The sequence below is a fragment of the Baekduia sp. Peel2402 genome (assembly GCF_052567285.1).
On sequence record NZ_CP199582.1, the window covers coordinates 973,398 to 997,932 of the forward strand.

Genomic DNA, 24,535 nt, shown 5'->3' on the forward strand with positions numbered 1-24,535 from the left:
TCGCCCTCCGGGCGAGCGTTCCCCCGTCACGCCACCGCCGCGGCGGCCGGGCGAGCCGCCTCACCGGCGCGGATCTCGATCTCTCCGAAGGGCTCGTCCTGCGACCAGGTCGCCTCGCCCTGCTTGTAGAGCTCCAGCAGCGCGAACAGGGTCACGCAGACGGTGACGCGATCGGCGCCCTTCACGGCCTCTTCGAAGGTCGTGCGACCCGCGCGGCCGAGCAGGCGCTTGAGGTGCGAGAGCCGATCGGCGACCGTCACGCGCGGGATCGTCAGGTGGCGGATGTTGACCTGCGGCGGCATCGCCAGCAGCGATCCGATCGCCCGCCCCAGGCGCGCCGGCTTGTACACGGCCTCCTGGTCGATCAGCTCGGTCGTCGCCATGCCCTTCGGCAGCGGCGCGCTGCGGAAGCGCACGCCGTCCTCGGAGTGCAGCTTCTCGATCAGGTGCAAGGCCGCGCCGCGGTAGCGCTTGGCCTCGAGCATCCGCGCGAGCAGCTCCTCGGCCGCGATCTCGGGCTCGAAGTCCAACAGCTCCTCGTCCTCGCGCGGCAGCATGAGCCGCGACTTCAGCTCCAGCAGCGCCGCGATCAGGACCAGGAACTCGGTCGCGACTTCCAGGTCCAGCTCCCCGCGCGCCTCGAGCACGTCGATGTAGGAGAGGACGACGTCGGCCAGCTCCACCTCCAGCAGGTCGACCTCTTCGCGGAGGACGAGCGTCAGCAGGAGGTCGAACGGGCCGGTGAAGACCTCGAGGTCGAGCTCAAGCTCGGCGACCAGGGTGCTCATACGTTCCAGAACGTAGCGGCCCGACCCGACGCCACGGCCCCGTCATTCCCGCTATTAGCGAGGTTTCGGCCCGACGCCGATGGCGCGACGGACGTCCTGCAACACCGGCACCGTGATCTCGCGGGCCTTCTGCGCGCCTTCAGCGAAGATCGCCTCCAGCTTGGCCTCGTCCGGCCGCAGCTCCGCGTAGCGCGCGCGGACCGGCTCCAGCAGCTCGTTGACCGCGTTGGCGGTCGCGACCTTGAGGTCTCCGTAGCCGCGCGCGTCGGCCAGCGAGGCGATCGCTTCGGCCGGCGTGCACCCGCGCGTCGCGGCGAGGATGTCGACGAGGTTCGAGACGCCCGGCTTGGCCTTGTCGCCCGCGACGATCTGCGGCGGGTCGTCCGAGTCGGTCACCGCGCGCTTGAACTTCTTCTCGGTGGCCTTGGCGTCGTCCAGCACGTAGACCGTGCCCTCGGGCGAGTCGCTCGAGGTGGACATCTTCGAGGTCGGGTTCTGGAGGTCCATGATCCGGGCGCCGACACTGGGGATCTTCAGCTCGGGCACCACCAGGACGTCTCCGAAGCGCTCGTTGAAGCGCTGGGCGACGTCGCGCATCAGCTCGACGTGCTGGCGCTGGTCGTCGCCAACAGGGACCTCATTCGCGCGGTAGGCGAGCACGTCGGCGGCCATCAGCACCGGGTAGGTGAACAGGTCGGCCGAGACGAGGTCCCGCTGCCGCGCCGACTTCTCCTTGAACTGGTGCATCCGGTTCAGGTCACCGTGCGCGGTGACCGCCCCGAGGTGCCACGCCAGCTCGGTGTGCTCGGGCACGTCGCTCTGGCGGATGAACACGCACTTCTCCGGATCGAGCCCCGCCGCCAGCAAGATCGCCGCCGTGTCATACACCCGCTCGCGCATCTCGACCGGGTTCCACGGCACCGTCATCGCATGCAGGTCGACGACGCAGTAGATCGCGACGTCACCCGCGTCCGCCGCACGCTGCTGACCCTCCACGTACTGGACGATCGCCCCGATGTAATTGCCGAGGTGCTTGCGGCCGGTGGGCTGGATGCCACTGAAGATGCGCATTGCTAGGCGAGAGTCTATGAAGCGCGCCGGGCGCGGCGTGTGGTGGCTCGAACCCGCGGGTAGCCGCTGACGATGGATCCCGTCAGCCGGACCCCGACGAAGCCCATCGACTATGCCGCGCTGTCCGCGGGCTACGGCGCGCTGACGGGAGCGTTGGTGGTGGCGACGCGGGCGCAGGGCGGCAAGCCGATCCAGAGGGGCGAGCTGCCCGTCCTGGGCTTGGCTACGTTCGCGGTGGCCAAGTTGGTGGCCAAGGAGAAGGTGGACTCGTGGGTGAGGGAGCCGTTCCTGGAGGAGCGGCCGGATGGGGAGCGGCGGCCGAAGGGGCGGCGGATGCGGTACGCGGTCGGCGAGCTGCTGTCGTGCACCCGCTGCGTCGGCGCGTGGAGCGCGCTCGGGCTCGTGAGCATGCGCCTGCTGCGCCCGCGCGAGGCGTCGGTCGTCGTGCCCGTGCTGGCGCTGACGGCGGCGAACGACTGGCTGCAGACCGGCTTCACCGCGCTGTGCGCGGAGGCCAACGACAAGCAGGCCCGCGCGTCGATCGACGCGCACGAGGCGGGCGAGCGCGACGAGGACGCCTCGAACGTCCACCGCTTCGAGCGCCCGACCGAGCGGACCTAGACCCGCCGCCGTCGCCCGGCGGTGGCCGCCCACTCCGGCAGCCACCAGTTCGCGCGGCCGAAGAGCGTCACGAGCGCCGGGACGACCAGCGCGCGGACGACGGTCGCGTCGAGCAGGATGCCGGCGGCGAGGCCGGTCGCGAGGATCCGGATCTCGGTGTTCGGTGCCGCGCCGAGCGCGACGAACGCGAGGAAGAGGATCAGCGCCGCGCTGGTCACCATGCGGCCGGTCCGCCCCAGGCCGGCGACGACGGCCTCGTCGGTCGAGCCGCTGCGCTCGTACTCCTCGCGCATGCGGCTGAGGATGAAGACCTCGTAGTCCATCGACAACCCGTAGAGGAACGCGAAGATCGCCAGCGGCACCCAGTTGGTGATGGTGTCGGTCGCCGGGACGCCGCCGATCAGCTGCGAGCCGTGGCCTTCTTGCCACACGAGCACGACGATCCCGAACGCCGACGCGACGCTGAGCACGTTCAACACGATGGCCTTGATCGGCAGCAGCACGGAGCGCAGGGCGCGGGCGAGCAGCAGGAACGTGATCAGCGCGATGATCGCCACCATCAGCGGGAACGCGGCGTAGATCGCGTCGGTGAGGTCGCGGTCCTGCGCCGACGGGCCGCCCGCCTTGGCCACGTCGGAGGCGCGCAGGGCGTCGACGGCGTCCTGGCCGGCGTCGGTGGCCGCGTCCGGCCCCAGGAGCGCGACGCTGACGGCGACGTCGCCGCGGCGCCAGTCGTCAGGAGAGACGACCCCGCGGACGCCATCGACATCCCGCGCCAGCGCGTCACGCTGCGTCGCGGTCAAGCGAGCGCCGTCCTCGGAGACCAGCTCGACCGGCGTGAGCGCGCCCGCGCCAAGGCCTGCGCGCTCCAGCGTCCGCAGCGCCTGCTGCGCGGTCCCGCCCGAGGAGAGCGCGTCGACCGCCGGGCGGCCCGGGCGCAGCGTCGTCGCGACGGCCGCGAGCAGGACCAGGATCGCCAGGCCGGCCAGCGCGGCGGGCCAGCGGCGGCGCACGACCAGCCGCGCCCACGCGGTCCAGCGCGCGCCGGGCTGCGCGTCGCGCTCGGGGCGGTGGCGGCGGTCGATCCGCGGGCCGATCGCCGCCAGGACGGCGGGCACGAGCGTCAGAGCAGCCGCGACCGAGATCAGCGGGATCAGCAGACCGCCGAAGCCGATCGAGCGGATGAACGGAACCGGCACGACGACCAGCGCGAGCAGGCCGATCGCCACCGTCAAGCCGCTCACCGCGACCGAGTGGCCGGCGGTGCGCATCGCGGTGCGGATCGCCGCGAGGTTGTCGTCGTGGCGCGCCCGCTCTTCTCGCCAACGGATCACGATCAACAGCGAGTAGTCGATCGCCACCCCAAGGCCGATCAACGCCACCAGGAACTGGACGACGAACGACACGTCGGTCAGCGCGGCCAGCCCGCGGAGCGCGAGGAACGTCGTGAGGATCGAGACCACGGCGACCAACAGCGGCACCAGCGCCAGCCACGATCCGAACACCCACGCCAGCACCAGCAGCGCCCCGAGGCCGCCGGCGACCGTCTCGACGAGCAACCCCGCCCCGCCGCCGGAGTCCGAGTCGTCGGCGAGCGCCTCGACGCCGGTGACCGCCAGCGGCTTGCCGCCGACCTCCGTCGCGGCCGCCGCGCGGCGCGCCGCCGCCAGCGCCTGCGGGTTCTCGTCGGGTGCCGGCCGGCCGAGCGGCGGGAAGACGTAGGCGTAGGTCGTGCGGCCGTCGGCCGAGACGAACGCGCGGTCCCCGGTCGAGGCGTAGGAGACGCTGCGGGCGCGGCCCACGGCGGCGGTCACGCGCTCCACGGCACGCGCGAGGTCGGCCCGCACGGCCGCATCGGTGACCTTGCGGCCCTCCGGCACGGTCGCCACCAGGACGATCGGCGCGATCGTCCCGCCGTTGCCGAACCGCTGCGCGATCTCCCGGTTGGCCTGAAACGCCTCGCGCCCGGGCGCGTCGAAGGACTGCGACAGCGCGTCCGAGATCCCGGACGCCGCCCATCCGCCCGCGATCGCGAGGATCAGCCAGGAGATCGCCACCAGCCGCCGCCGCGAGGTGGCGAGGTCCGTGAGCCGCTGCATGCCGTGAAGCTACGTACCCGCCCGCGGGGTCGGTTCACGGATGGATCGGCCGGCGACGCCGCGCGGGCGCCGCCGGCCGCAAGCGGGGCTAGGCCGGGATCGGCTGCCGGATGATCGGCGACTTGGCGGCGCGGGCCTCGTCGAGGCGGCGGACCGGTGTCGTGTAGGGCGCGTTCTGCGCGATGAGGGGGTCGGACCCGGCCTCGGTGAGGATCGCCGCGATCGCGTCGGCGAAGCCGTCGAGGGTCTCCTTGGTCTCGGTCTCGGTGGGCTCGACCAAGAGCGCCTCGTCGACCAGCAGCGGGAAGTAGACCGTCGGCGGGTGGTAGCCGTGGTCCAGCAGCCGCTTGGCCAAGTCCAGGGTCTTGATGCCGAGGTCCTTCTTCATCGGCGAGCCGCTCAACACGAACTCGTGCATGCACAGCTCCCCGAAGGCGAGCGGCAGCTTGTCGGCGACGCCCTTCTCGCGCAGCTTCGCGAGCAGGTAGTTGGCGTTCAGCACCGCCGTCTCGGAGGCGTCCGTCAACCCTTCCGCTCCGAGCGAGCAGATGTAGGCGTAGGACCGCACGAAGCACCCGTAGTTGCCCTGGAAGCCGCGCAGGCGCCCGATCGACTTCTCATAGCCGTGGTCGTCGAGGTCGAAGACGCCGTCCTCGCCCTTCACGATCCGCGGGTTCATGAGGTACGGCTTCATGCGCTCGGAGACCGCGATCGGGCCGGAACCCGGGCCGCCGCCGCCGTGCGGCTGGGTGAACGACTTGTGCAGGTTGAAGTGCACGATGTCGAAGCCCATGTCGCCCGGGCGCGCCTTGCCCATGATCGCGTTGAGGTTGGCCCCGTCGTAGTAGAGCGTCGCCCCGACGTCGTGGACGATCTTGGCGATCTCCGTGATGTTGGGGTCGAAGATCCCCAAGGTGTTGGGGTTGGTCAGCATCAGGCAGGCGACCGACTCGTCCGCCTTGGCCCGCAGGTCGTCGAGGTCCACCCCGCCGTCCGGGTTGGTCCCGACCTTGACGACCGTCATCCCCGCCATCGTGACCGTCGCGGGGTTCGTGCCGTGCGCCGTGTCGGGCGTCAGGACCTTGGTCCGCGTCTGACCGCGATCCTCGTGGAAGGCACGCGTCAGCAGGACGCCGGCCAACTCGCCGTGCGACCCAGCCGACGGCTGCAGCGAGACGTGCGGCAGGCCTGAGACCTCACCGAGCGCCCGCTCCAGGTTGTACATCAACTCCAGCGCGCCCTGGGACTGCTCCGGCGTCTGCAACGGGTGCAACCGCGCGTGCCCGGGCAACGACGCGACCCGCTCGTGCAACCGCGGGTTGTGCTTCATCGTGCACGACCCGAGCGGGTAGAAGCCCGTGTCGAGGTCGAAGTTGCGCCGCGAGAGCTTGACGTAGTGACGGACGAGCTCGGGCTCGCTGACCTCAGGCAGGCGCGCCTCGGCATCCCGGCGGAACCCCGCAGGCAGGAGATCGGAAACCTCCGGCACGTCCAGCGCCGGCGCGGTGAACGCGCGGCGCCCCGCGGCGCCCTTCTCGAAGATCGTCGTCGCGCGGTCGCGCTGCATGGGCGTCGCGCCCTCGCTCGACACCGGAATCTCGTGGTGCAACGGATGAGCCTCGATCCCCGGGTCGCCGTGCAGCTTGTTGTCGTTCATCGGCTTGTTCATGCCGTCGCCCCCACGGCCGAGCGCTCGGCCGCGACCGCTGCGCCGAGGACCTCGGCGAGCTTGTCGATGTCGGCCTTGGACCGCTGCTCGGTCAACGCCACCAACAACCCATCCGGGAACTCGTCGTACTCGCGCCCGAGCGCGTAGCCCGGGTTGACGCCTTCGGCCTGGCAGCGGCGGATGACCGACGCCACGTCGACGCCCGGCAAGGACACCGCGAACTCGCGGACGACCGGCTGGGAGTGCAGCAACTCGACGCCGTCCAGCGCGCCCAACGCCTCACGGGCGTAGTGCGTGCGCTGCAACAGCAGCTCGCCCAGGTCGACCAAGCCCTGCTTGCCCAGCCACGACAGGTACACGACGCCGGCCAGCGCGTTCAGCGCCTGCGCCGTGCAGATGTTCGACGTCGCCTTCTCGCGCCGGATGTGCTGCTCGCGCGTCTGCAGCGTCAGCACGAACCCGCGGCGGCCGTCGGCGTCGACGGTCTCCCCCGCGATCCGGCCCGGCATCCGCCGCAGGTACGCCTCGGTCGCGGCGAAGAAGCCGAACGACGGGCCGCCGAAGTCCAGGCGGTTGCCAAGGGTCTGGCCCTCGCCGACGGCGACGTCCACCCCGCACTCGCCGGGCGGCTTCAAGATGCCGAGCGGGATCGGGTCGTACTGGCCGATCACGACGGCCGGCGAGTCCTTCGCGGCGGCCGCCAAGGCCGCGGCGTCCTCGACCGCGCCCAGGAAGTTCGGCTGCTGGAAGAAGACCGCGCCGGTCTCCCCGTCGATCGCCGCCGCCCACGCCTCAGGATCGGTCACGCCGTCCTTCAACGGCACCTCGACGACCTCCGCCCCGAACCCGTGCGCGTACGTCGCGAGCGTCTCGCGCGAGTGCGGGTGCAGCCCTCGCGAGACCACGAACTTCGGCTTGCCGTTGGCCAGCCGCGCCAGATAGCCGGCGGACGCCACAGCAGAAGGCCCTTCGTAGACCGACGCGTTGGAGACCGGCAGCGCCGTCAGCTCGCTGATCGCCGTCTGGTACTCGAACATCGCCTGGAGGTTGCCCTGACTCACCTCCGGCTGGTACGGCGTGTAGGGCGTCAGGAACTCCGACCGCCCCAAGAGCATGTCGATGACCGCCGGGACATAGTGGTCGTACATCCCGGCGCCGAGGAACGTGATCTCGTCCTCGGCCGACGTGTTCTTGGAGGCCAACTCACGCAGGTGCGCGTAGACCTCCTGCTCCGGCAGCCCCGCCGGCAGGTCCAGCGGGCGTCCCAGCCGCACGTCGGCGGGGATCTGGCGATCGAACAGCTCCTGGACGGAGCCGACGCCGATGGCGGAGAGCATCTCCGCCAGATCGGCGTCCGTGACGGCGGTGTACTGCGTCAAAGGGGTCCTTGGGGAGGGGCTTGCAGAAGAACTACGAGAGCGTCGCTTCGTACGCGGCGGCGTCGAGCAGGTTCTCGGTCTCCGACTCATCGGAGAGCTTGACCTTGACCATCCAGCCGTCGCCGTACGGATCGTTGTTGATGTTCTCGGGCGTATCGCCCAAGCCGAGGTTGACCTCGACGATCTCGCCCGTCAGCGGCGCGACGACGTCGGAGACCGCCTTGACGGACTCGACCTCGGCGTAGGACTCGCCGGCGGTGACCGTCGACCCAACCTCGGGCGGATCGAAGAACACGACCTCGCCGAGGGCGTCCTGGGCGTACCAGGTGATCCCGAAGACGGCGGTGTCGCCGTCGATGCGGGCCCAGTCGTGCTCGGAGTGGTAAAGCAGGTCGGTGGGGTAGCTCGCGTCAGCCATGGCGCGGCAGCCTACTTCGTGTAGAGGGGCTTCTTCGCGACGGTGGCGCGCCGGGGCTTGCCACGGACGTCGATCTCGATCTCCGTCCCCGGCTCAGCGGACGCGGCCGGCACGTAGGCCATGCCGATCCCGACGCCCAAAGACGGCGACATCGTGCCCGACGTGACCTCGCCGCCGCCGATGATCGGGTTGCCCTGACGGGCGATCCCCGACTCCATCGTGAACGCGACGAGCTTCTCGGCGGGACCCGCGGAACGGACGGCCGCGACGGCCTCGGACCCGATGAACCCGGTGTCCTCCTTGCACGCCCAGCCCAGGCCGGCCTCGATCGGCCCGCGCGACTCCATCAGGTCGTTGCCGTAGAGGTGGTAGTTGACCTCCAGGCGCAGCGTGTCGCGCGACGCGAGACCGGCCGGGACCGCGCCGCGGCGGACGACCTCGTCCCAGATCATCGGCGCGTCGGCCGGGTCGATCAGCAACTCGACGCCGTCCTCGCCGGTGTAGCCGGTGCCGCACACCAGGACGCGCTGGCCGCGGAGCATCTTGTAGCGGCAGGTGAAGCGGTCGGGCAGCGGGCTGTCGGAGATCGCGCCGACGATCTCGCGCGCCTGCGGGCCCTGGACGGCGAGCATGGCGTACTGGTCGGCGACGTCTTCGACCGTCACGTCGCCGCCGAAGGCCGAGGCCTGCTCCAGCCACCACGCGAGGTCCTTCTCGTGGTTGGCGGCGTTGGTGACCGTCAGGAACGTGTCGGCGCCGAGGCGGTAGGTGAAGAGGTCGTCCAGCACCCCGCCGTCCTCGCGCAACAGCACGCTGTACTGCGCGCCGCCGGTCTGGAGCTTGGTGAGGTCGTTGGACAGCAGGCGCTGCAGGAACGCCTCAGCGTCCGGGCCCGACGTCGCGATCTCGCCCATGTGGGAGACGTCGAAGACGCCCGCGGTCGCGCGTGTGGCGAGGTGCTCCGCCTTCACGCCTTCCGGGTACTGAACCGGCATCTCCCAGCCGGCGAACGGGACGAGCTTGGCACCGGCAGCGACGTGCTTGTCGTACAGCGGCGTGCGCTTCAGCGCGGGTTCGGTGGAGGCGGCAGCCACCCGGCCGAGGCTAGCAGTCGGCCTCCCGGTCTCCACCGGCCCGGGAGGCGTACTACGACGTGGCGTTAGTCGGTCTTCGCGCCCGGCGTCTCGCGGGAGAGGTACTCCTCGAGCAGCATCGGGACGCTCGCGGTCCGCTCGGCGATGTCGAGCAGGTCGGACATCGAGGACTCCTCCTCGGTCTGCTCCTCGAGGAACCAGTCGAGGAACTGCTCGGAGCGGTAGTCGTTGGTCTCGCGGGCGACCTTGACGAGGTTGCTGATCGAGACCGTCACCGACTGCTCCTGCTTGAGCGCGTGGCGGATCGGCGCGATGTGATCGTCGAAGTCGTTGACCGGCTGGTCGACCCCGCGCATCTTGACCGGCGCATTGGTGTCCAGCAGGTAGTTGACCATCTTGAGCGCGTGCTCGCGCTCCTCGTCGGCCTGCTTGTAGAAGAACGCGGACAGCTGCGGCCAGGTCTTGTCGGCGTAGTACGCGGCAATCGCCGTGTACTGATGGGCAGCCGCGAACTCCATCGCGATCTGGTCGTTGAGGGCGTCGACAAAGCTCTCTGAAGGCATGCCAGCGACCCTAGCGGCCAATAGCAAGATAATCAACAACTTAGGGCCCCCGAATTTGGAGTTAGGTCCTCCTGTTTAGGGTCCCCTACGATCCTTGCTACGCTCCGCGCGGGTCATGCCTTCCACGTCGCGCTGCTGCCGCTCCTGCCCTCGCTGCAACGACTGCCCTGTGCTCGTTGCCGCGGCCGCACGCGCACGCCGCCAGCAGGCCCAGCAGACCGGCGCCGTCACGGCGCTGATCGACGAGGTCTTCACGGGCGCCGTCGGCCTCGCCAAGCGCCCGCTCCCCGCGCACATCGAGGAGATGCTCGAAGCGCTTGAGTCGGCCCGCCGCGGCGACGAGCCGGTTTCGGCCGCGGCCTAGTTCCAGAAGCCGCTCAGCGGCCAGAGCACGAGCGAGATGAGGACGACCAGCCCGAAGGCGATCCAGCCGGCGAGGCTGGAGAAGGGCTGGAGCGCGAGGGCGACGACGAGCGCCACCACGATCGCGACCCCGGCGAACCCGTAGGGGATCCGCCTGCGCCGCACGGACTCAGTTGTCCTGCGTGACCTTCGTCGGGTACGGACGAACCAGGAAGTCCGTGAGGAGCTCGTCGCGCGAGTCCTCCGTGCTCAGCTCCAGCTGGGCGAGGAGCTCGGCGAGCTCGTCCGTGGTCATGTCTTGCATGCTGAGGCGTCCTTGCGAGGTGACGGTGTTCAGGTGGAACGGGTTTGCTCCCCTTAGTGTCGTCACTTCTGGCGCCCAGCGCCATCCCCGGTTTTCGGGATTCTGCAGTCCGTGTGAAGACCGAACCTGGCCTATTGGCCGGGGAAATGTCCCCGGCCAGACCCTCGGCGACCGCCGTGCCTGCTCAGCGCAGGAACGGCGGGATGTCGATCTCGTCGTCGCGAATCTCGAGCGACTCGCGCTCGACACGCGGCGAACGGTCCCGACGACGGGCGGTCTCGCGGGTCTCCTCGCGGGCCTGACGCGGACGCGCGCGGCCGTGATCGAAGCCCGTGGCGATGACCGTCACGCGAACCTCGTCACCCAGCGACTCGTCGATGACCGAGCCAAAGATGATGTTGGCGTTCGCGTCAGCGGCGCCCTGGACGATCTCGGCCGCCTCGTTGATCTCGAACAGCCCGATGTCGGGGCCGCCCGTGATGTTCAGCAGGATGCCGGTGGCGCCCTCGACCGACTGCTCCAGCAGCGGCGAGGAGATCGCGACCTTGGCGGCGTCCGCCGCGCGGGTCTCGCCCCCGGACTGGCCGATGCCCATCAGCGCGGAGCCGGCGTCGGCCATGATCGTGCGGACGTCGGCGAAGTCGAGGTTGATGAGGCCCGGGATCGTGATCAGGTCCGTGATCCCCTGGACGCCCTGGCGCAGGACGTTGTCGGCCTCGCGGAACGCCTCGAGGATCGTCGTGCGCCGCTCGACGAGCGCCAGCAGCTTCTCGTTCGGGATCACGATCAGCGTGTCGACGACGTCGCGAAGGCGCTGGACGCCCTCCTCGGCCTGCCGCATGCGCTGCGTGCCCTCGAACTCGAACGGCTTGGTGACGACGCCGACGGTCAGCGCGCCGATCTCGTTCTTGGCGATCTCCGCGATGACGGGCGCCGCACCGGTGCCGGTGCCGCCGCCCTCGCCCGCGGTGACGAACACCATGTCGGCGCCCTTCAGCGCCTCCTTGATGTCGTCGCGGGACTCGGCCGCGGCGCCGAAGCCCACGTCCGGGTTCGCGCCGGCTCCGAGCCCCTTGGTGAGCTCGTGGCCGATGTTCAGCTTGATGTCCGCGTCGCACATGGCGAGCGCTTGCGCGTCGGTGTTCGCGGCCACGAACTCGACGCCGCGCAGGCCGGCGTCGACCATGCGATTAACCGCATTGGTCCCACCGCCGCCGACGCCGACGACCTTGATGACCGCGAGGTAGCTGCCGCTTTCCATGTGCTTGAAGTTCCTGTCCGACCCTCTAGGTAGCGTCGAGAGTTCCCGCGCCTTGTGCGCGCTCTCCGCCAATGCACCGTACGCATCGGCATTCTGGGGTGTCAACGCAGAGTCTAGAGCGCAATCTTGCTTGCAGTTTGCGGAAGTCTGTAGTTGTCCTTGAGGCTTACGGCGTTCCGAAGCCTCAGGCTGAGGTTGAGGTTGGTCACGGCGTGGTGCCTGCCAGCGGGGCGGGCGTGGTCGTCGACGCGGTGGGATCCGCGGCGTTGACCGACTCCGGATCGCGTTGCAGCGCGGGGTCTTCCAGACCCCCAGCTGCCGGCAGCTCCGGATAGCGAACGTCGAGATAGGTGGCGCCGCGGGAGTCGTCGGACGCGAGCACGGCGGCGGCGGCGGCCCACTTGGCGGCTAGGCGATCGGCGCCGCCGAAGCGCAGCTCGGGGCCGTTGCTGAGCGTGATCGTCAGCCCCTTCTGCTTCGTGGTCGAGGCGCGCACGGCGCGCGCGCGCAGCGCGGTGGGCGCCGCTGCGAGGGCAGCGATCGCCGCGCGAGCGGTCTTGTCGGCGATGCGATCGCCACCGGGTGCCGCGCGCAGCGGGACGACCGGCAGGTCGCGCTGATCGGCGCCGCGCAGCAGCTTGCCGTCCGCCGAGACCGGGGTCTTGGCGCCGTCGACGGTGACGACCGCGACCGGCGTGTTCTCGACCACGGTGATCCGCATCCCGTGCGGGAAGTCGGTGCTGACCTGGATGTCCTTGACGACCGGATAGGGCTCGACGACCGAGCGCAGCTGGTCGCCGCGCACGTGCAGCGTCGTCATGTCGCGCGCCGCGGTCTCGAGCTGGCGGGTGACCCGCGCGGTCTCCGGGCCGCTGAGCCCGACGACCGTGACCTTGTTGACCGCGACCAGCGACGAATCGCGCAGCCACAGCAACCCGGCGATCAGCAGGGCGGTGAAGGCGAGGACCCAGACAGCCCACCGCGGCAGGCGCGGCATGCTGCGGACCCGCGGAATGGCGGCGGCGCGGTGCATCCGGGTGGAGGTTCGCCGCGCGGGGCGCGGTCCCTGCTTGGTCGTCAGGAAGGCGACGGCGGGTTGACGAGCGCCCGGCCCAGGGAGTCGACGTCTCCCGCCCCGAGGACGAGGACGAGGTCGCCCGCGTGCAGGCGCGGCGCGAGCGCGGTTCGAGCCTCTTCGAGGGTCGGCAGCCAGTAGACCGGACGGCCGCCGGCGTGGTCGGCAGCCGCGAGCGCGATCAGCCGGCCGGTGACGCCGGGGAAGTCCTCGGCGCGCTCGCGGGCCGGGTAGACGTCGAGCGCGACCGCGACGTCGGCCTGCGCGAGCGCTGCGCCGAACTCGCGGTGGAACTCCTGCGTACGCGAGTAGAGGTGCGGCTGGAAGATCGCGACGAGGCGGCGAGGATTCAGCGAGCGCGCCGCGGCGATCGTGGCGGCGACCTCGGTTGGGTGGTGGGCGTAGTCGTCGACGACCTCGGCGCCTTGCGGGGTCGACCCGAGGCGCTCGAAGCGGCGGCCGGCGCCGGTGAAAGACTCCAGCGCGGCGACCGCCGCGGCGAGGTCGGGCGTGGCCTGCGCGACCCGGATCGCCTCCAGCGCGGCGGCCGCGTTGCGCGCGTTGTGCAGACCGGGGACGGTCAGCGTGACGGCATGGCCGCGCCACGTGAAGCGCGAGCCGCCGGGCGTGAGCGTGACCTCGCCGGGGTCGAAGGCGACGTCGCTCGCGTCCTGCGTCAGGTCGGGCGCGACGACGACGCCGAGATGGGCACCAGCGCGGAACTCGTCGAACGCCGCGTTCAGCTCGGCCAGCGAGCCGCCGTAGGTCGCGTGGTGGTCGAGCTCGATGTTGAGGACGACGGCGACGTCGACGTCGAGCGCGAGCATCGAGCGATCGGATTCGTCGGCCTCGACGACGAGCCAGTCGCCATCGCCCCAATCGGCGTTCTCGCCGGTCGTGCGCAGCGCGCCGCCGATCAGGTAGCCCGGCGAGGCGCCCGCGCCGAGCAGCGCGTGGGCGACCATCGACGTCGTCGTGGTCTTGCCGTGCGCGCCCGCGACCGCGATGACGCGCTTGAGCGACGTCAGCTCGCGCAGCAGCTCGGCGCGCGGCTTGGCGTTCGGCGTGCGCTCGGGGTTGTCGGCCGGGATCGCGGTCGAGACGAAGACGTCGGCGCCTGCGGGGACGTTGGCCGCGTCGTGACCGACGTGGACCGTGACGCCGAGCGCGCGGAGCTTGTCCAGCGCGGGCGACTCGGCGCGGTCGGATCCGGAGACGGTCGCGCCGAGCTGCACCGCGACCCGCGCCCAGCCGCTCATCCCAGCGCCGCCGATGCCGACGAGGTGGACCTTCCGGCCGGCCCACGGCTGCGGCTCAGCCACGCGCAGCCTCCAGAACCTCACGCGCGATCACGTCGGCCGCGTCCGGCCGCGCCAGCGCGCGCGACGCCTCCGCCATCGAGGCCAGGCGCGCGGTGTCGGCCAGCAGCGCGCCGACCTCCTCGTCCAAGCGCTGCGGCGTCACGTCCGCGTCCTTGATCACGATCGCCGCGCCCGCGTCGACCATCCATTGCGCGTTGGTCGTCTGGTGGTCGGCGGCTGCATGCGGATAGGGCACGAGGATCGCCGGCAGGCCGGCGGCGGCGATCTCGAAGACGCTTCCGCCGCTGCGCGCCACCGTGAGGTCGGCGGCGGCCAGCGCCGGGCCGAAGGGCGAGAGGTACTCACGCAGGTCGTAGTTCTTCGGGGGCGGCGTGCCGAGGCGCTCGCGCAGGGCCTCGTAGTCGCGCTTGCCGCACGCGTGCAGGACCCGGAACGGCGCGTCGCGGAAGGCGTCGACCGACGCCTCGTTGATCGACCGCGCGCCGAGCGAGCCACCGAAGACCAACACGCACGTGTCGGTCTCCCCCAACCCGAACTGCGCGCGCGACGCCGCACGGAAACCGGGCCCACCCACCCACGGCACCGGCCGGCCGGTGACGAGGTACTTGTCCGGGTCGGTCCGGTCGGCGAGCGGGAACGCCAGGCAGACCCGGCGCGCGCGGCCGGCGAGCAGGCGGTTGGTCAACCCGAGGTGGCTGTCGGCCTCGGTCAGCACGAGCGGGATCCGCCCCGCCACCGCCGCCGCGCCGATCGGCCCGGCCACGTAGCCACCGCCGCCCATCACGGCGTCAGGCCGGACGTCGCGCAGGATCTTCTGGGCGGTGCGCAGCGACAGCGCCGCCCGCCCCAGCCCGCGCGCGGCCTTCAGCGGGTTCGTGCGCGAGAGCCCTTCGACGCGGATCGAGCGTAGCTCGTAGCCCGCTTCGGGGACCAGCGTCTTCTCCGCGCGCTCGCCGCCGACGAAGACGACGTCGGCGCCCTCAGCCCGCAGCGCGTCGGCGACCGCCAGAGCCGGCACTACGTGCCCGGCTGTCCCTCCGGCGGCGATCAGGATCTTGGGTCCGGCCATTGCTCCTGGACCCTGGCACAGATGGCACCGCGCGCAGCGTCACGTGGCCCCCGCCCGCGACGTTCAGCAGCACGCCCATGCCGACCAGCAAGACGATTAGGTTGGTCGACCCGTAGGAGATGAACGGCAGCGGCACGCCGGTCAGCGGCGCGAGGCCCAGCACGGTGAAGACGTTCAACATCGCCTGTGACAGGAACAGCGACGTCACGCCGGCCGCGAGCAGCTTGGCGTACGTGCCGCGCGCGTTCTTGGCGACGCGCAGGCCGGCGTAGGCGACCAACCCGTACAGGAAAAGGATCCCGCAGATCCCGACGACGCCGAGCTCCTCGCCGACGATCGCCAGGATGAAGTCCGTGTGCGCCTCGGGCAAGAACAAGTTCTTCTGCTGCGAGTTGCCCAGGCCCCGGCCGAAGAGCCCGCCGGAGCCGAGCGCGATCTGGCCCTGAACCGCCTGGAAGCCCTCGTCTCCGGCGTGCGCCCACGGGTCCAGGAACGTCATCAGGCGGTCGCGCCGGTAGGCGGCGCTCATCGCGTACATCATCACCAGCAGGCCGCCAGCGCCGGTCGCGGTCGCCAGCCACCGGATCGGCATTCCGGCGGCGACGAGCATCGCGGCCATGGTGAAGGAGATGACCAGCGCGGTGCCGAGGTCGGGCTGCGAGGCAATCAGCAGGACCGCACCGCCTGCGACCAAGCCCAAGGGCATCAAGTTGCGCGGGTGCTTGAGGATCTTGGGTCGCTCGGCCAGCAGCTTGGCCGCGTAGAGCACGAGCGCGAGCTTCATGACCTCCGACGGCTGGAAGACCAGCGGGCCCGCGCCGAGCCAGCGGCGCGCGCCGTTGACGCTGACGCCGAAGCCGGGGACCTTGACGAGGATCAGGCAGGCGAAGGCGAAGGCCAGCAGCGGCAGCGTCGCCTTGAGCACCAGGTCGAGGCCGCGCCGCGCGATCAGGTTCATCACGACGAAGCCGATCGTGCCGTAGACCACGTACTTGACCATGAACGACGTACCGTCACCCTGTCCGGAGAGGACGGAGCGCGCGGAGCTGGCCGAGAACACCATGACGGCCCCTGCTGCCAAGAGGCAGAGGGTCGCGGTGATCAAGATGCTGTGCTCGATCGGGTGGGGATGGCGGCGGCGGGCCATCAGGCCCTTAACTTCGTGCCGCCTCCCGGAATGCCTCCCCGCGGACCTCGAAGTTCTCGAACTGGTCCCACGAGGTGCAGGCGGGGGCGAGCAGGACCACGTTGCCGGGCTGCGCGGCGGCGCGCGCGGCGACCACGGCGACGTCGAGCGTCCCGCTGTCGTGGAGGGCGACGCCGCTGGTCTGAAGCGCTGCGCGGAGGGCCGGCGCCTCGGCGCCGATCAGGTAGACGGCGGCGGCGTGCTGGGCGATCGCGGGCGCTAGCGGCGCGTAGTCCTCCCCCTTGCCCTGGCCGCCCATGATCACGTGCAGCGGGACCTCGAACGACGCCAGCGCGACGAGCGCGGCGGCCACGTTGGTGGCCTTGGAGTCGTTGACGTAGGTGACGCCGTCGCGGACGAGGACCTCCTCCAGCCGGTGCGGGACGCCGGCGAACGTCCGCAGGCCCTCGCGTACGCCGTCGATTGGGAGGCCGCGGGCGAGCGCCGCGGCCGCGGCGGCCATCGCGTTGCGGACGTTGTGCGGGCCGCGCAGCGCGAGCTCCTCGACGCGCAGCAGCGGCTCTGAGTCCCACCACAAGGTGTCGGCGCGCAGCGCCAGCTCGGCCTCGGGCGAGTCGCCGACGCACACGCGCCGGGCGCAGCCGCCGAGGTCGACGACACCAAGGCCTTCGGGCGCGACCGCGACATCGTCATTGCCTTGGTTGGCGAAGACCTTCAGCTTGGCCTGGTGGTAGGCCGCCAGCGAGCCGTGGCGGTCGAGGTGGTCGGACTCCAGGTTCAGCAGCACCGCGCACTCGGGCGCGAAGTCGATCGTGTCCTCCAGCTGGAAGGACGAGCACTCGCAGATCACAACGGCGCTCTCGTCATGTTCCGCCAGGGCCAGCGACGAGTAGGCGGTGCCGACGTTGCCGACCACGTCGACCGGCACGCCGGACGTGCGGTGCAGGTGGCCGAGGAGCTCGGTCGTGGTGGTCTTGCCGTTGGTGCCGGTGACCGCGATGACCTCGTTGGGCACGCAGCGCCAGGCCAGCTCCAGCTCGCCGAGGACCGGGATCCCGCGCTCGCGTGCCGCGGCGATCACCGGCGCCTCCTGCGGCACCCCCGGCGACTTGACGACCGCGCGCACGCGCTCCAGCAGCGCGACGCCGTCGCCGCCCGCGTGGACTTCGACCTCCGGCGGCAGCTCGTCGAGGCCCTTCAGGCGCTCGCGCGGGGCGCCGTCGTAGGCGATGGCCTCCTCGCCGCGCGCCCGCAGCAGCGCGGCGGCGGCGCGCCCGGAGCGGGCGAGGCCGACGATCAGGTACGGACCGGGCGGAAGCGGCGGGCGCGGCGTCATGCGGGCAGGACGGTAGTCCTTCGCGCGATCGGGCACCCTTCTGCGGATGGCCGCCCGCCTGAGGCGGACGATCGCCGTCCTCCTGATCATCGCCGCCGCCGTCACCGGGACGATCGGCGCGCTTTCGCTCGTCACCGGCGAGCGCCGGCTGTCGGTGGGCTCGATCGCGATCGGGATCTCGCCGTTTCACCACGGCGCGCTGGACGTGTACGTGCCGCTGGTCGACTGGGGCGCGCGCTTCGGCGGCGTCCGCGCGCCGGCGCGGCTGACGATCGAGGTTCGCTCGGTGGACCGCGGCGCGGCGGAGACGCTCGCGCGCGGACATGCGTTGGACGTCAACAACGTCCGGGCGGAGGCGGCCGACGCGGTGGAGTCGGTCATCAAGCGCTTGTTGTTGATCGCGTTGTTGTCCGGGATCGTGCTCGGCGGCCTGACCGCAGCGGCCGAGCGGTCGCTGCTGCCCAAGGCATCGCTGCGCCTGCGCTGGGGCGGGCTGCTCGCGGTCGGGACGTCGCTGATCACGGTCGCCGCGGTCGCGGTGCTGCTGCCGCCGCGTGGGCGGATCGCCGAGCCGACCTACTACGCCCACGGCCCGGACCTGCCGCGCGCGCTGGAGGCGCTGCAGTCGCTCCAACGGTCCCAGACCGCGCTGGACCAGGAGCTGAACGCGCAGTTGGTGGGGTTGGCGCGGTTGGTCGTCGCGCCAGGCTCGCGCACCGAGCTGACCGGGCGACCGCGGCTGGTGGTGGCCAGCGACCTCCACAACAACGTGCTGGCGCTGCCGACGCTGGAGCGCGCGACCCGCGGGCTGCCGCTGATTTTTGCCGGCGACATGACCGACAAGGGCACGCCGCTGGAGGCGACGCTCGTGCAGCGGATCGCGTCGATGGGCTCGCCGACCGTGGTCGTCGGCGGCAACCACGACAGCGACACGTTGTTGAAGGACCTGGCCGCCGATGGTGCGGTCGTGCTGACGCAGTTCGGGCGGTTGAAGGCCGACGGCTCGCACGGCCCAATGGTCGTCAAGGTCGGCGGCCTGCGAATGGCGGGCTACACCGATCCCTTCCTGCGCCGCGCCGATCAGGAGTACGACGACAAGTACCGCGTAGGCCTGACCAACGCGGCCGCCGAGGCGTTCCGGCGCTGGTTCGACGGCATCGAGTCGCGCGTCGACGCGGTCGTCGTACACGAGCCTGAGGTCGCCTCGACCGTCCTGGGCGAACTGCGCCGCGACCCACCCAACCACCCCATCATGGTCATCGACGCCCACACCCATCGGTTGTTCCTCCAGGCCGACCCGAACCTGCTGGAGGTCAACCCGGGCACGATCGGCGCCGGCGGCACCGGCAACCTCGCCGACGAGCGCTCCGACCTGTCGCTGTCGATCGTCACCTACCGACTCCAGCCCAACGCCCTGCCGCTCGCCGTCGACCAGGTCACGATCGACCCCGGCACCGGCAGCGCCTCAGCCCGCCGCGTCCGCGTGGACGAGCGGATCCAAGGGAAGGTCGTGTCGCAGCCGTGAGCGCCGGGTCTGGTTGATCGCGATCTTCTGGGCCTCAGGAGATCGACTGCTGGTAGATCGTGAAGCCGGACGCCGCGCAGATCGCGGCGATGATCCAGAAGCGCAGGATGATCTTGGTCTCCGACCACCCCAAGATCTCGAAGTGATGGTGGATGGGTGCCATCAGGAAGACGCGCTTGCGGAAGGTCTGGAAGGAGAAGACCTGGATCAGGACCGAGAGCGCTTCGACCACGAAGATCCCGCCGAGGAGGATCAGGATCTCCTCGGTCTTGGTCATCACCGCGAGGCCGGCGATGGCGCCGCCTAACCCGAGCGAGCCGGTGTCCCCCATGAAGATCGTCGCCGGGAAGGCGTTGAACCACAGGAAGCCGACGCAGGCGCCGACGAGGCAGCCGGCCAGCAGCGCGAGGTCGTCCTGGCCAGAGGTGATGAACGTGATGCCGATGTAGGCCAACAGGACGATCGCCGCGCAGCCGGCGGCGAGGCCGTCGAGGCCGTCGGTCAGGTTCACCGCGTTGGTCGTGCCGGCGACCACCAGGTAGATGAAGAGCGGGTAGAGCGGGCCGAGGTCGACGGTCGCGTCGATCGTGCGCAGGCGCAGCGTCGCGGGCAGGTCGGCCTTCTGGGTCGCGATGTACCACAACAACAACGAGATCGCGACCTGGCCGCCGAGCTTCGCCTTGCCGCTGAGCCCCAGCGAGCGGCGGCGGATGATCTTGGTGAAGTCGTCCGCGAAGCCCAGGCCGGCGGACAGCACGGCCACCATGTAGACGCCGACCGAGCGCCAGTCGTAGTCGCTCAACAACAGGAACGGCACGCTGATCGCCGTGAAGATGATGATGCCGCCCATCGTGGGCGTGCCCGCCTTGGAGTGGTGGCCTTCCGGCCCCTCCTCGCGGATGTTCTGGCCGAACTCGCGGCGACGTAGATAGGAGATGAACGACGGGCTCAAGAAGATGCAGATGAGCAGCGACGCCATCCCGGCGATGAGGACCTCGCCCATCTAGCGCTCGGCCCCCAGCTCCTGGGCGACGACCTCTAGGCCGACGCCGCGCGAGGCCTTCACGAGCAGCGCGTCGCCGTCGCGGAGGTGCGGCTTCAGCGCCGGCGCCACGTCGGCGGCGGTCTCGACGGCCAGCGTCTCGCCCCCGAACGCCGGACCCATCGCAGCCGCTAGCGGGCCGACGGTCACCAGCAGGTCGAGGCCGGCGCCGCGCGCGTGCGCCCCGATCTCCTCGTGGAAGCGGACCTCGTCGGGGCCCAGCTCGAGCATGTCTCCGAGCACGGCGACGCGGCGTCCAGACGCGGACGCGGCAAGATCGTCGAGGGCGGCACGCATCGACATCGGGTTGGCGTTGTAGCAGTCATCGATGACGACGACGCCGCCGGGCAGCTCTCGGCGCTGGCCGCGGAGCTCGCTGAGAGCGACCGCCAGCGCGCCGGTCGGCTCCACGCCGACGGCGCGCGCAGCGGCCAAAGCCGCCAGCGCGTTGGAGCGCATGTGGGCGCTCGTGAACGGCAGTTCGAGGCCGTCCGGAAGCTCCGACACGTCGCCCCCCGAACCGAAGGTCACCGTGGTTACGCCCTCGGGAAGCTGCTCCAGATGGGTCTGCAAGAGCGGTTCGTCGGCGGGGACGATCGCGGTTCCGCCGGGCTGGAGGCCCTCGATCAGCTCGGACTTCGTCGCGGCGATCGCCTCGATCGTGCCCAGCAGCTCCAGGTGGACCGGGCCGATGTTGACGATCACGCCGACGTCGGGCTCGGCGATCCGCACCAGCTCGGCGATCTGCCCGGCACCGCGCATCGCCATCTCCAGCACGAGGACCTCGGTGTCCGCGGGTGCGCTGAGCACGGTCAGCGGCAGGCCGATCTCGGTGTTGAGGTTCAGCGGCGTGGCGACGACGCGGCGCTGCTGGTCGACCATCGCCGCGGTCAGGTCCTTCGTGGAGGTCTTCCCGGTCGAGCCGGTGATGCCGATGACCTTCGCGCCCAGCTCGCGGCGCCAGGCGGTGGCGAGGTCCTGCAGCGCGCGCAGCGGGTCGGACGACGCGAGGATCGCGCCGCCGTCGGTCGGGAGGTCCTCGGTGTGCTCCTCGCCCACCAGGATGCCCCAGGCGCCCGCGGCCAGCACCTCGGTCGCGTAGGCGCCGCCGTCCACGTGCTCGCCGATGAGGCCGATGAAGAGGTCGCCGGGCCCCGCGTGCCGAGAGTCGATCACCGCGCGCGTGGGGCCTTCGCCGGCGCCGGTGCCGCCCGCCGTGACGAGCCCCGCGCCGGCCGCTGCCGCGATCCGCTCGGCGTCCCAGCTACGCATTCAGGGCCTCCCGCGCGACCTCGCGGTCGTCGAACGGCAGCTTCACGCCGCCCGCGATCTCCTGGTAGGTCTCGTGGCCTTTGCCGGCGATGACGACGACGTCGCCGCTGCGCGCCGCGCCGATCGCGTGCTCGATCGCCTCACGCCGGTCGGTGATCCGCAGCGCGCCGTTCCCCGCACCGGCCGCGATCGCGTCGATGATCGCCTCCGGATCCTCGCTGCGAGGGTTGTCGGAGGTGAGGACGACGACGTCGGCCCACCTGGCCGCGGCCTCGCCCATCATCGGGCGCTTGCCGCGGTCGCGGTCGCCGCCGGCGCCGACGACGACGATCAGCCGCCGGTCGCCCGCCAGCTCGCGCGCGGTCTTCAGCACGTTGTCGAGCGCGTCGGGCTTGTGGGCGTAGTCGACGATGACTGCGAAGTCCTGCCCCGCGCTGACCGGCTCGAAGCGGCCCGGGACACCGCCGGCGCCCGGCAGCGCGGCCGCGATCGTCGCGTCGTTGGCGCCGAGCGCGCGGGCCGCGGCGATCGCGACGAGCGAGTTGAGGACGTTGAAGCGCCCGGGCAGCGGCGCGGTGAAGCGCGTGCCGTCGAGCGTGAAGCCGGTGCTCGCCGGGCCGGCGTCCAGCTGCTCGGCGCGCAGGGCGGCGTCCGGCGCGTCGATCCCGATCGTGATCGCCTGCGGGAAGTCTTCGGCCAGGCGCGCGCCGTAGGCGTCGTCGACGTTGACGACCAGCGTCGCGCCCTGCTCCGCGGCGACCTCGAACAGCTTGCGCTTGGCGCGGAAGTAGTCCTCCATGTCGGGATGGAAGTCGAGGTGGTCCTGCGTCAAGTTGGTGAACGCGGCGACGTCCCAGTGGATCGCGTCGGCGCGGCCGAGCGACAGCGCGTGCGAGGAGACCTCCATCACCACCGCGGAGTCCCCGCCATCGCGCATGTCGGCGAACAGCCGCTGTAGGTCGATCGCCTCCGGCGTGGTCCGCACGACCGGACGCTCCTCGCCCGCCACCCACGCCGTCACGGTCCCGATCAGCCCGGTCTGCCGCCCGCTCGCCTCCAGCAGCGCGCGCGTCAGGAACGACGTGGTGGTCTTGCCGTTGGTGCCGGTGATCCCGACCATGGCCAGCGCGGCCGTCGGGTCGCCGTTGAAGCGCGCGGCGGCGGGCGCCATCGCGGCGCGCACGTCCTCCACGCGGACCTCGGGGAGCTCCAGGTTCAGCGGGTGGTCGACCACCAGCGCGACCGCGCCGTTGGCCAGCGCGTCGGGCGCGTAGCGGTGGCCGTCGGCCGTGAAGCCGCGCACGCAGAAGAAGACGGAGCCCGGCGTGACGGCGCGCGCGTCGTAGTGCAGCGCGGTGACGTCCACGTCCGGGAGGGCGCCGTCCTCGAAGAGGTCCCCCAGGAGCATCGCGGCGACCATAGCGGGACGGCCCTTTCCGCTACTTCGTGGTCGCGACCGTCGGCGGGATCTTCAGGTAGCTCAGCCCGAACTGGGCGATCTTGCCGAACGCAGGCGCGGCGACGCTGCCGCCGTAGATCGCGCCGTGCGGCTCGTCGACCATCACGCTGATCAGCAGCTTGGGGTTCTTGGCCGGCGCGAACCCGACGAACGACGCGACGTACGCCGACTTGGAGTACTCGTGCGTGGTCGGGTCGATCTTGTTCGCGGTGCCGGTCTTGCCCGCCAGCTGGTAGCCGGGGATCTTGACCTCGGCAGCGGTGCCGCCCGGCGCCAGGACGCCCTCGAGCATGTCGCGCAGCGAAGCCGCGGTCGAGGCCTTCATGACGCGCTTGGACTTCATCGTGGTGACGAGCTTGCCGTCGACGCGGCGGACCAAGTGCGGGGTCTTGAGGATGCCGCCGTTGGCGATCGCGCCGTAGAACTGGGCGATCTGCATCGGCGTGACCGCCTCGCCCTGGCCGATCGGGAGGTTGCCCATCGAGGACCCGGAGTACTTCTCGAGCGCCGGGACGATGCCGCGCTCCTCGCCGGGCAAGTCGGTCCCGGTCGGCGTGCCGAAGCCGAACTTCCGGACGTAGTAGTCAAAGCGCTTGGAGCCGAGACGCTGGCCGATCGTGATCGCGCCGACGTTGTCGGACTGCGCCAGGATCTGGCGCGTGGTCATGGTCGCCCAGCCGCGCTCCTCGGCGTTCTTGATGGTGCGGTCGGCGACGACGATCTGCGGCGCGAGGTTGAAAGACGTGTCGGGCGTGACCTTGCCGTCCTCCAGCGCGCCGGCCACGGTGATGGCCTTGAACGTCGAGCCCGGCTCATAGGTGATTCCGACGGCGCGGTTCTGGAGCGCCGACGCGGGCGCGCCGGCCGGGTCGTTGGCGTTGACGCGCGGCCAGTTGGCCAGCGCGAGGATCTCGCCGGTCTCCGGATCGGTGACGATCGCGGTCGCGCCCTTGGGGCGGTAGGTCGCGCCGACGCCCTTCAGCACGTCCTCGACCTTGTCCTGGATGCGGGAGTCCAGCGCCAGCTCGACCTCGGCGCCGGGCTTGGCGGCCTTCAAGGTGTCCACCTTGACGTCCTCGCCGACGCCGTCGCGCACGACGCGGCGCTCGCCGTCGGTGCCGTGCAGGACGTCGTCGAGCGAGTACTCCAGGCCGGAGGCGCCCTTGCCCTCCATGTTGACCAGGCCGAGCACCTGCGAGGCGAGGTAGTCGCGCGGGTAGGTGCGGCGCTGACCCGGAGCGAAGTCGATGCCCTCGATGCCCAGGCTGCGGATCTTGTCGGCCTGCTCGCCGGGGACGTGGCGGCCGAGGTAGACGAAGCAGCAGTCGCTGCTGAGCTTCTTGAGGACCGTCGTCTCGTCCGTGCCCAGCAGCGGCGCGAGCTGCTTGATGGCCTTGGACTTGTCCTTGATCAGATAGGGCGTCGCGGTGACGTCGTCGGCGGCCTGGGAGACGGCCAACTCAATGCCCTTGCGATCCACGATCGTGCCGCGGTGCGCGGGGACTACGGTGTCGGCGGTCTGCTGGCTGGCGGCCGCCTTGGTGAGCATGTTGCCCTTGACCGTGCCGAGCTGCAGCGAGCGCAAGCCCGCGAGCGCGATCAGGCAGAGGAAGAACGCGAAGAGGAGGCCGATGCGCCGTTCGACCAGGACCATCGCG

Annotated in this window: 23 protein-coding genes; 3 read left to right on the forward strand and 20 right to left on the reverse strand. The window is 71.1% G+C overall.

Going from position 1 to position 24,535, the window contains the following annotated elements:
- Positions 1 to 26: 26 nt before the first annotated feature.
- On the reverse strand, positions 27 to 788 hold the full coding sequence (locus ACT01A_RS04790) for a segregation and condensation protein A (RefSeq protein ID WP_445151105.1): 762 nt from the start codon (positions 786 to 788) through the stop codon (positions 27 to 29).
- Positions 789 to 842: 54 nt separating this feature from the next.
- Positions 843 to 1,859: a tryptophan--tRNA ligase gene (trpS, locus tag ACT01A_RS04795; RefSeq protein ID WP_445151106.1), complete on the reverse strand. Its 1,017-nt coding sequence runs from the start codon at positions 1,857 to 1,859 to the stop codon at positions 843 to 845.
- 72 nt (positions 1,860 to 1,931) lie between these two features.
- Here trpS and ACT01A_RS04800 point away from each other — a divergent pair, with 72 nt between their 5' ends.
- Positions 1,932 to 2,480: a DUF1360 domain-containing protein gene (locus tag ACT01A_RS04800; protein ID WP_445151107.1), complete on the forward strand. Its 549-nt coding sequence runs from the start codon at positions 1,932 to 1,934 to the stop codon at positions 2,478 to 2,480.
- Here the strand turns inward: ACT01A_RS04800 and ACT01A_RS04805 are convergent.
- The 6 genes from ACT01A_RS04805 to ACT01A_RS04830 all read right to left on the reverse strand — a co-directional run bounded on the left by ACT01A_RS04805 (position 2,477) and on the right by ACT01A_RS04830 (position 9,702).
- Positions 2,477 to 4,579, reverse strand: a complete 2,103-nt coding sequence (locus tag ACT01A_RS04805; RefSeq protein WP_445151108.1) for an MMPL family transporter — start codon at positions 4,577 to 4,579, stop codon at positions 2,477 to 2,479. The genes ACT01A_RS04800 and ACT01A_RS04805 overlap by 4 nt on opposite strands.
- An 88-nt stretch (positions 4,580 to 4,667) precedes the next feature.
- The gene (gene gcvPB, locus ACT01A_RS04810) at positions 4,668 to 6,146 is read right to left on the reverse strand and encodes an aminomethyl-transferring glycine dehydrogenase subunit GcvPB (protein WP_445152796.1); all 1,479 of its coding nucleotides are present in this window, start codon (positions 6,144 to 6,146) and stop codon (positions 4,668 to 4,670) included.
- A gap of 98 nt (positions 6,147 to 6,244) precedes the next feature.
- Entirely contained in the window at positions 6,245 to 7,717 is a 1,473-nt protein-coding gene (gcvPA, locus tag ACT01A_RS04815) for an aminomethyl-transferring glycine dehydrogenase subunit GcvPA (protein WP_445151109.1), read from the reverse strand.
- Complete coding sequence (gene gcvH, locus ACT01A_RS04820; protein ID WP_445151110.1) at positions 7,659 to 8,045, reverse strand: glycine cleavage system protein GcvH; 387 nt, start codon at positions 8,043 to 8,045, stop codon at positions 7,659 to 7,661. The genes gcvPA and gcvH overlap by 59 nt, the downstream gene beginning before the upstream one ends.
- Before the next feature lie 11 nt (positions 8,046 to 8,056).
- Positions 8,057 to 9,139, reverse strand: coding sequence for a glycine cleavage system aminomethyltransferase GcvT (gcvT, locus tag ACT01A_RS04825; protein ID WP_445151111.1), 1,083 nt, complete (start codon positions 9,137 to 9,139; stop codon positions 8,057 to 8,059).
- 65 nt (positions 9,140 to 9,204) lie between these two features.
- On the reverse strand, positions 9,205 to 9,702 hold the full coding sequence (locus ACT01A_RS04830) for a ferritin (RefSeq protein WP_445151112.1): 498 nt from the start codon (positions 9,700 to 9,702) through the stop codon (positions 9,205 to 9,207).
- A gap of 169 nt (positions 9,703 to 9,871) precedes the next feature.
- Between ACT01A_RS04830 and ACT01A_RS04835 the strand changes: the two genes are divergently transcribed.
- Entirely contained in the window at positions 9,872 to 10,066 is a 195-nt protein-coding gene (locus ACT01A_RS04835; protein ID WP_445151113.1) for a hypothetical protein, read from the forward strand.
- On the opposite strand, the gene ACT01A_RS04840 is transcribed toward ACT01A_RS04835, so the two are convergent.
- From ACT01A_RS04840 to murD, 8 genes are all read right to left on the reverse strand, one after another.
- On the reverse strand, positions 10,063 to 10,230 hold the full coding sequence (locus ACT01A_RS04840; RefSeq protein WP_445151114.1) for a hypothetical protein: 168 nt from the start codon (positions 10,228 to 10,230) through the stop codon (positions 10,063 to 10,065). The two genes, ACT01A_RS04835 and ACT01A_RS04840, sit on opposite strands and share 4 nt — an antisense overlap.
- Before the next feature lie 4 nt (positions 10,231 to 10,234).
- Positions 10,235 to 10,360, reverse strand: a complete 126-nt coding sequence (locus ACT01A_RS04845; RefSeq protein ID WP_269208533.1) for a hypothetical protein — start codon at positions 10,358 to 10,360, stop codon at positions 10,235 to 10,237.
- 193 nt (positions 10,361 to 10,553) lie between these two features.
- A complete protein-coding gene (gene ftsZ / locus ACT01A_RS04850; RefSeq protein WP_445151115.1) occupies positions 10,554 to 11,630 on the reverse strand; it encodes a cell division protein FtsZ in 1,077 nt (358 codons plus the stop codon).
- A gap of 205 nt (positions 11,631 to 11,835) precedes the next feature.
- The gene (locus tag ACT01A_RS04855) at positions 11,836 to 12,627 is read right to left on the reverse strand and encodes a cell division protein FtsQ/DivIB (protein ID WP_445151116.1); all 792 of its coding nucleotides are present in this window, start codon (positions 12,625 to 12,627) and stop codon (positions 11,836 to 11,838) included.
- Between the two features lie 80 nt (positions 12,628 to 12,707).
- Positions 12,708 to 14,027 carry a UDP-N-acetylmuramate--L-alanine ligase gene (locus tag ACT01A_RS04860; RefSeq protein WP_445151117.1) on the reverse strand — a complete coding sequence of 440 codons (1,320 nt, stop codon included), beginning with the start codon at positions 14,025 to 14,027 and terminating at the stop codon, positions 12,708 to 12,710.
- The gene (locus tag ACT01A_RS04865; protein WP_445151118.1) at positions 14,020 to 15,045 is read right to left on the reverse strand and encodes a UDP-N-acetylglucosamine--N-acetylmuramyl-(pentapeptide) pyrophosphoryl-undecaprenol N-acetylglucosamine transferase; all 1,026 of its coding nucleotides are present in this window, start codon (positions 15,043 to 15,045) and stop codon (positions 14,020 to 14,022) included. Before ACT01A_RS04865 ends, ACT01A_RS04860 begins: the two co-directional genes overlap by 8 nt.
- Positions 15,008 to 16,243 (reverse strand): putative lipid II flippase FtsW, encoded by a 1,236-nt coding sequence (gene ftsW / locus ACT01A_RS04870; protein WP_445151119.1) that lies wholly within the window; start codon positions 16,241 to 16,243, stop codon positions 15,008 to 15,010. The genes ACT01A_RS04865 and ftsW overlap by 38 nt, the downstream gene beginning before the upstream one ends.
- A gap of 7 nt (positions 16,244 to 16,250) precedes the next feature.
- On the reverse strand, positions 16,251 to 17,579 hold the full coding sequence (gene murD / locus ACT01A_RS04875; RefSeq protein ID WP_445151120.1) for a UDP-N-acetylmuramoyl-L-alanine--D-glutamate ligase: 1,329 nt from the start codon (positions 17,577 to 17,579) through the stop codon (positions 16,251 to 16,253).
- Between the two features lie 46 nt (positions 17,580 to 17,625).
- Between murD and ACT01A_RS04880 the strand changes: the two genes are divergently transcribed.
- Positions 17,626 to 19,104: a metallophosphoesterase family protein gene (locus tag ACT01A_RS04880; protein ID WP_445151121.1), complete on the forward strand. Its 1,479-nt coding sequence runs from the start codon at positions 17,626 to 17,628 to the stop codon at positions 19,102 to 19,104.
- A 34-nt stretch (positions 19,105 to 19,138) separates the two neighbouring features.
- Here the strand turns inward: ACT01A_RS04880 and mraY are convergent, their stop codons facing one another.
- Genes mraY through ACT01A_RS04900 form a run of 4 tightly spaced genes read right to left on the reverse strand, consistent with a single transcriptional unit; the run spans position 19,139 to position 24,531 of the window.
- A complete protein-coding gene (gene mraY / locus ACT01A_RS04885; RefSeq protein ID WP_445151122.1) occupies positions 19,139 to 20,107 on the reverse strand; it encodes a phospho-N-acetylmuramoyl-pentapeptide-transferase in 969 nt (322 codons plus the stop codon).
- The gene (locus ACT01A_RS04890; protein ID WP_445151123.1) at positions 20,108 to 21,418 is read right to left on the reverse strand and encodes a UDP-N-acetylmuramoyl-tripeptide--D-alanyl-D-alanine ligase; all 1,311 of its coding nucleotides are present in this window, start codon (positions 21,416 to 21,418) and stop codon (positions 20,108 to 20,110) included.
- On the reverse strand, positions 21,411 to 22,826 hold the full coding sequence (locus ACT01A_RS04895) for a UDP-N-acetylmuramoyl-L-alanyl-D-glutamate--2,6-diaminopimelate ligase (RefSeq protein ID WP_445151124.1): 1,416 nt from the start codon (positions 22,824 to 22,826) through the stop codon (positions 21,411 to 21,413). The genes ACT01A_RS04890 and ACT01A_RS04895 overlap by 8 nt, the downstream gene beginning before the upstream one ends.
- A gap of 31 nt (positions 22,827 to 22,857) precedes the next feature.
- Positions 22,858 to 24,531: a peptidoglycan D,D-transpeptidase FtsI family protein gene (locus ACT01A_RS04900; RefSeq protein ID WP_445151125.1), complete on the reverse strand. Its 1,674-nt coding sequence runs from the start codon at positions 24,529 to 24,531 to the stop codon at positions 22,858 to 22,860.
- Positions 24,532 to 24,535 lie beyond the last annotated feature (4 nt).

What these genes read in the sequence shown, in the direction of transcription:
- ACT01A_RS04790 (WP_445151105.1), bottom strand. Translation starts at nt 788, where the DNA reads ATGAGCACCCTGGTCGCCGAGCTTGAGCTCGACCTCGAGGTCTTCACC.
- trpS (WP_445151106.1), bottom strand. Translation starts at nt 1,859, where the DNA reads ATGCGCATCTTCAGTGGCATCCAGCCCACCGGCCGCAAGCACCTCGGC.
- ACT01A_RS04800 (WP_445151107.1), top strand. Translation starts at nt 1,932, where the DNA reads ATGGATCCCGTCAGCCGGACCCCGACGAAGCCCATCGACTATGCCGCG.
- ACT01A_RS04805 (WP_445151108.1), bottom strand. Translation starts at nt 4,579, where the DNA reads ATGCAGCGGCTCACGGACCTCGCCACCTCGCGGCGGCGGCTGGTGGCG.
- gcvPB (WP_445152796.1), bottom strand. Translation starts at nt 6,146, where the DNA reads ATGCAGCGCGACCGCGCGACGACGATCTTCGAGAAGGGCGCCGCGGGG.
- gcvPA (WP_445151109.1), bottom strand. Translation starts at nt 7,717, where the DNA reads ATGAGTCGGAGACCGAGAACCTGCTCGACGCCGCCGCGTACGAAGCGA.
- gcvH (WP_445151110.1), bottom strand. Translation starts at nt 8,045, where the DNA reads ATGGCTGACGCGAGCTACCCCACCGACCTGCTTTACCACTCCGAGCAC.
- ACT01A_RS04830 (WP_445151112.1), bottom strand. Translation starts at nt 9,702, where the DNA reads ATGCCTTCAGAGAGCTTTGTCGACGCCCTCAACGACCAGATCGCGATG.
- ACT01A_RS04845 (WP_269208533.1), bottom strand. Translation starts at nt 10,360, where the DNA reads ATGACCACGGACGAGCTCGCCGAGCTCCTCGCCCAGCTGGAGCTGAGC.
- ftsZ (WP_445151115.1), bottom strand. Translation starts at nt 11,630, where the DNA reads ATGGAAAGCGGCAGCTACCTCGCGGTCATCAAGGTCGTCGGCGTCGGC.
- ACT01A_RS04855 (WP_445151116.1), bottom strand. Translation starts at nt 12,627, where the DNA reads ATGCCGCGCCTGCCGCGGTGGGCTGTCTGGGTCCTCGCCTTCACCGCC.
- ftsW (WP_445151119.1), bottom strand. Translation starts at nt 16,243, where the DNA reads ATGGCCCGCCGCCGCCATCCCCACCCGATCGAGCACAGCATCTTGATC.
- murD (WP_445151120.1), bottom strand. Translation starts at nt 17,579, where the DNA reads ATGACGCCGCGCCCGCCGCTTCCGCCCGGTCCGTACCTGATCGTCGGC.
- ACT01A_RS04880 (WP_445151121.1), top strand. Translation starts at nt 17,626, where the DNA reads ATGGCCGCCCGCCTGAGGCGGACGATCGCCGTCCTCCTGATCATCGCC.
- mraY (WP_445151122.1), bottom strand. Translation starts at nt 20,107, where the DNA reads ATGGGCGAGGTCCTCATCGCCGGGATGGCGTCGCTGCTCATCTGCATC.
- ACT01A_RS04890 (WP_445151123.1), bottom strand. Translation starts at nt 21,418, where the DNA reads ATGCGTAGCTGGGACGCCGAGCGGATCGCGGCAGCGGCCGGCGCGGGG.
- ACT01A_RS04895 (WP_445151124.1), bottom strand. Translation starts at nt 22,826, where the DNA reads ATGCTCCTGGGGGACCTCTTCGAGGACGGCGCCCTCCCGGACGTGGAC.
- ACT01A_RS04900 (WP_445151125.1), bottom strand. Translation starts at nt 24,531, where the DNA reads ATGGTCCTGGTCGAACGGCGCATCGGCCTCCTCTTCGCGTTCTTCCTC.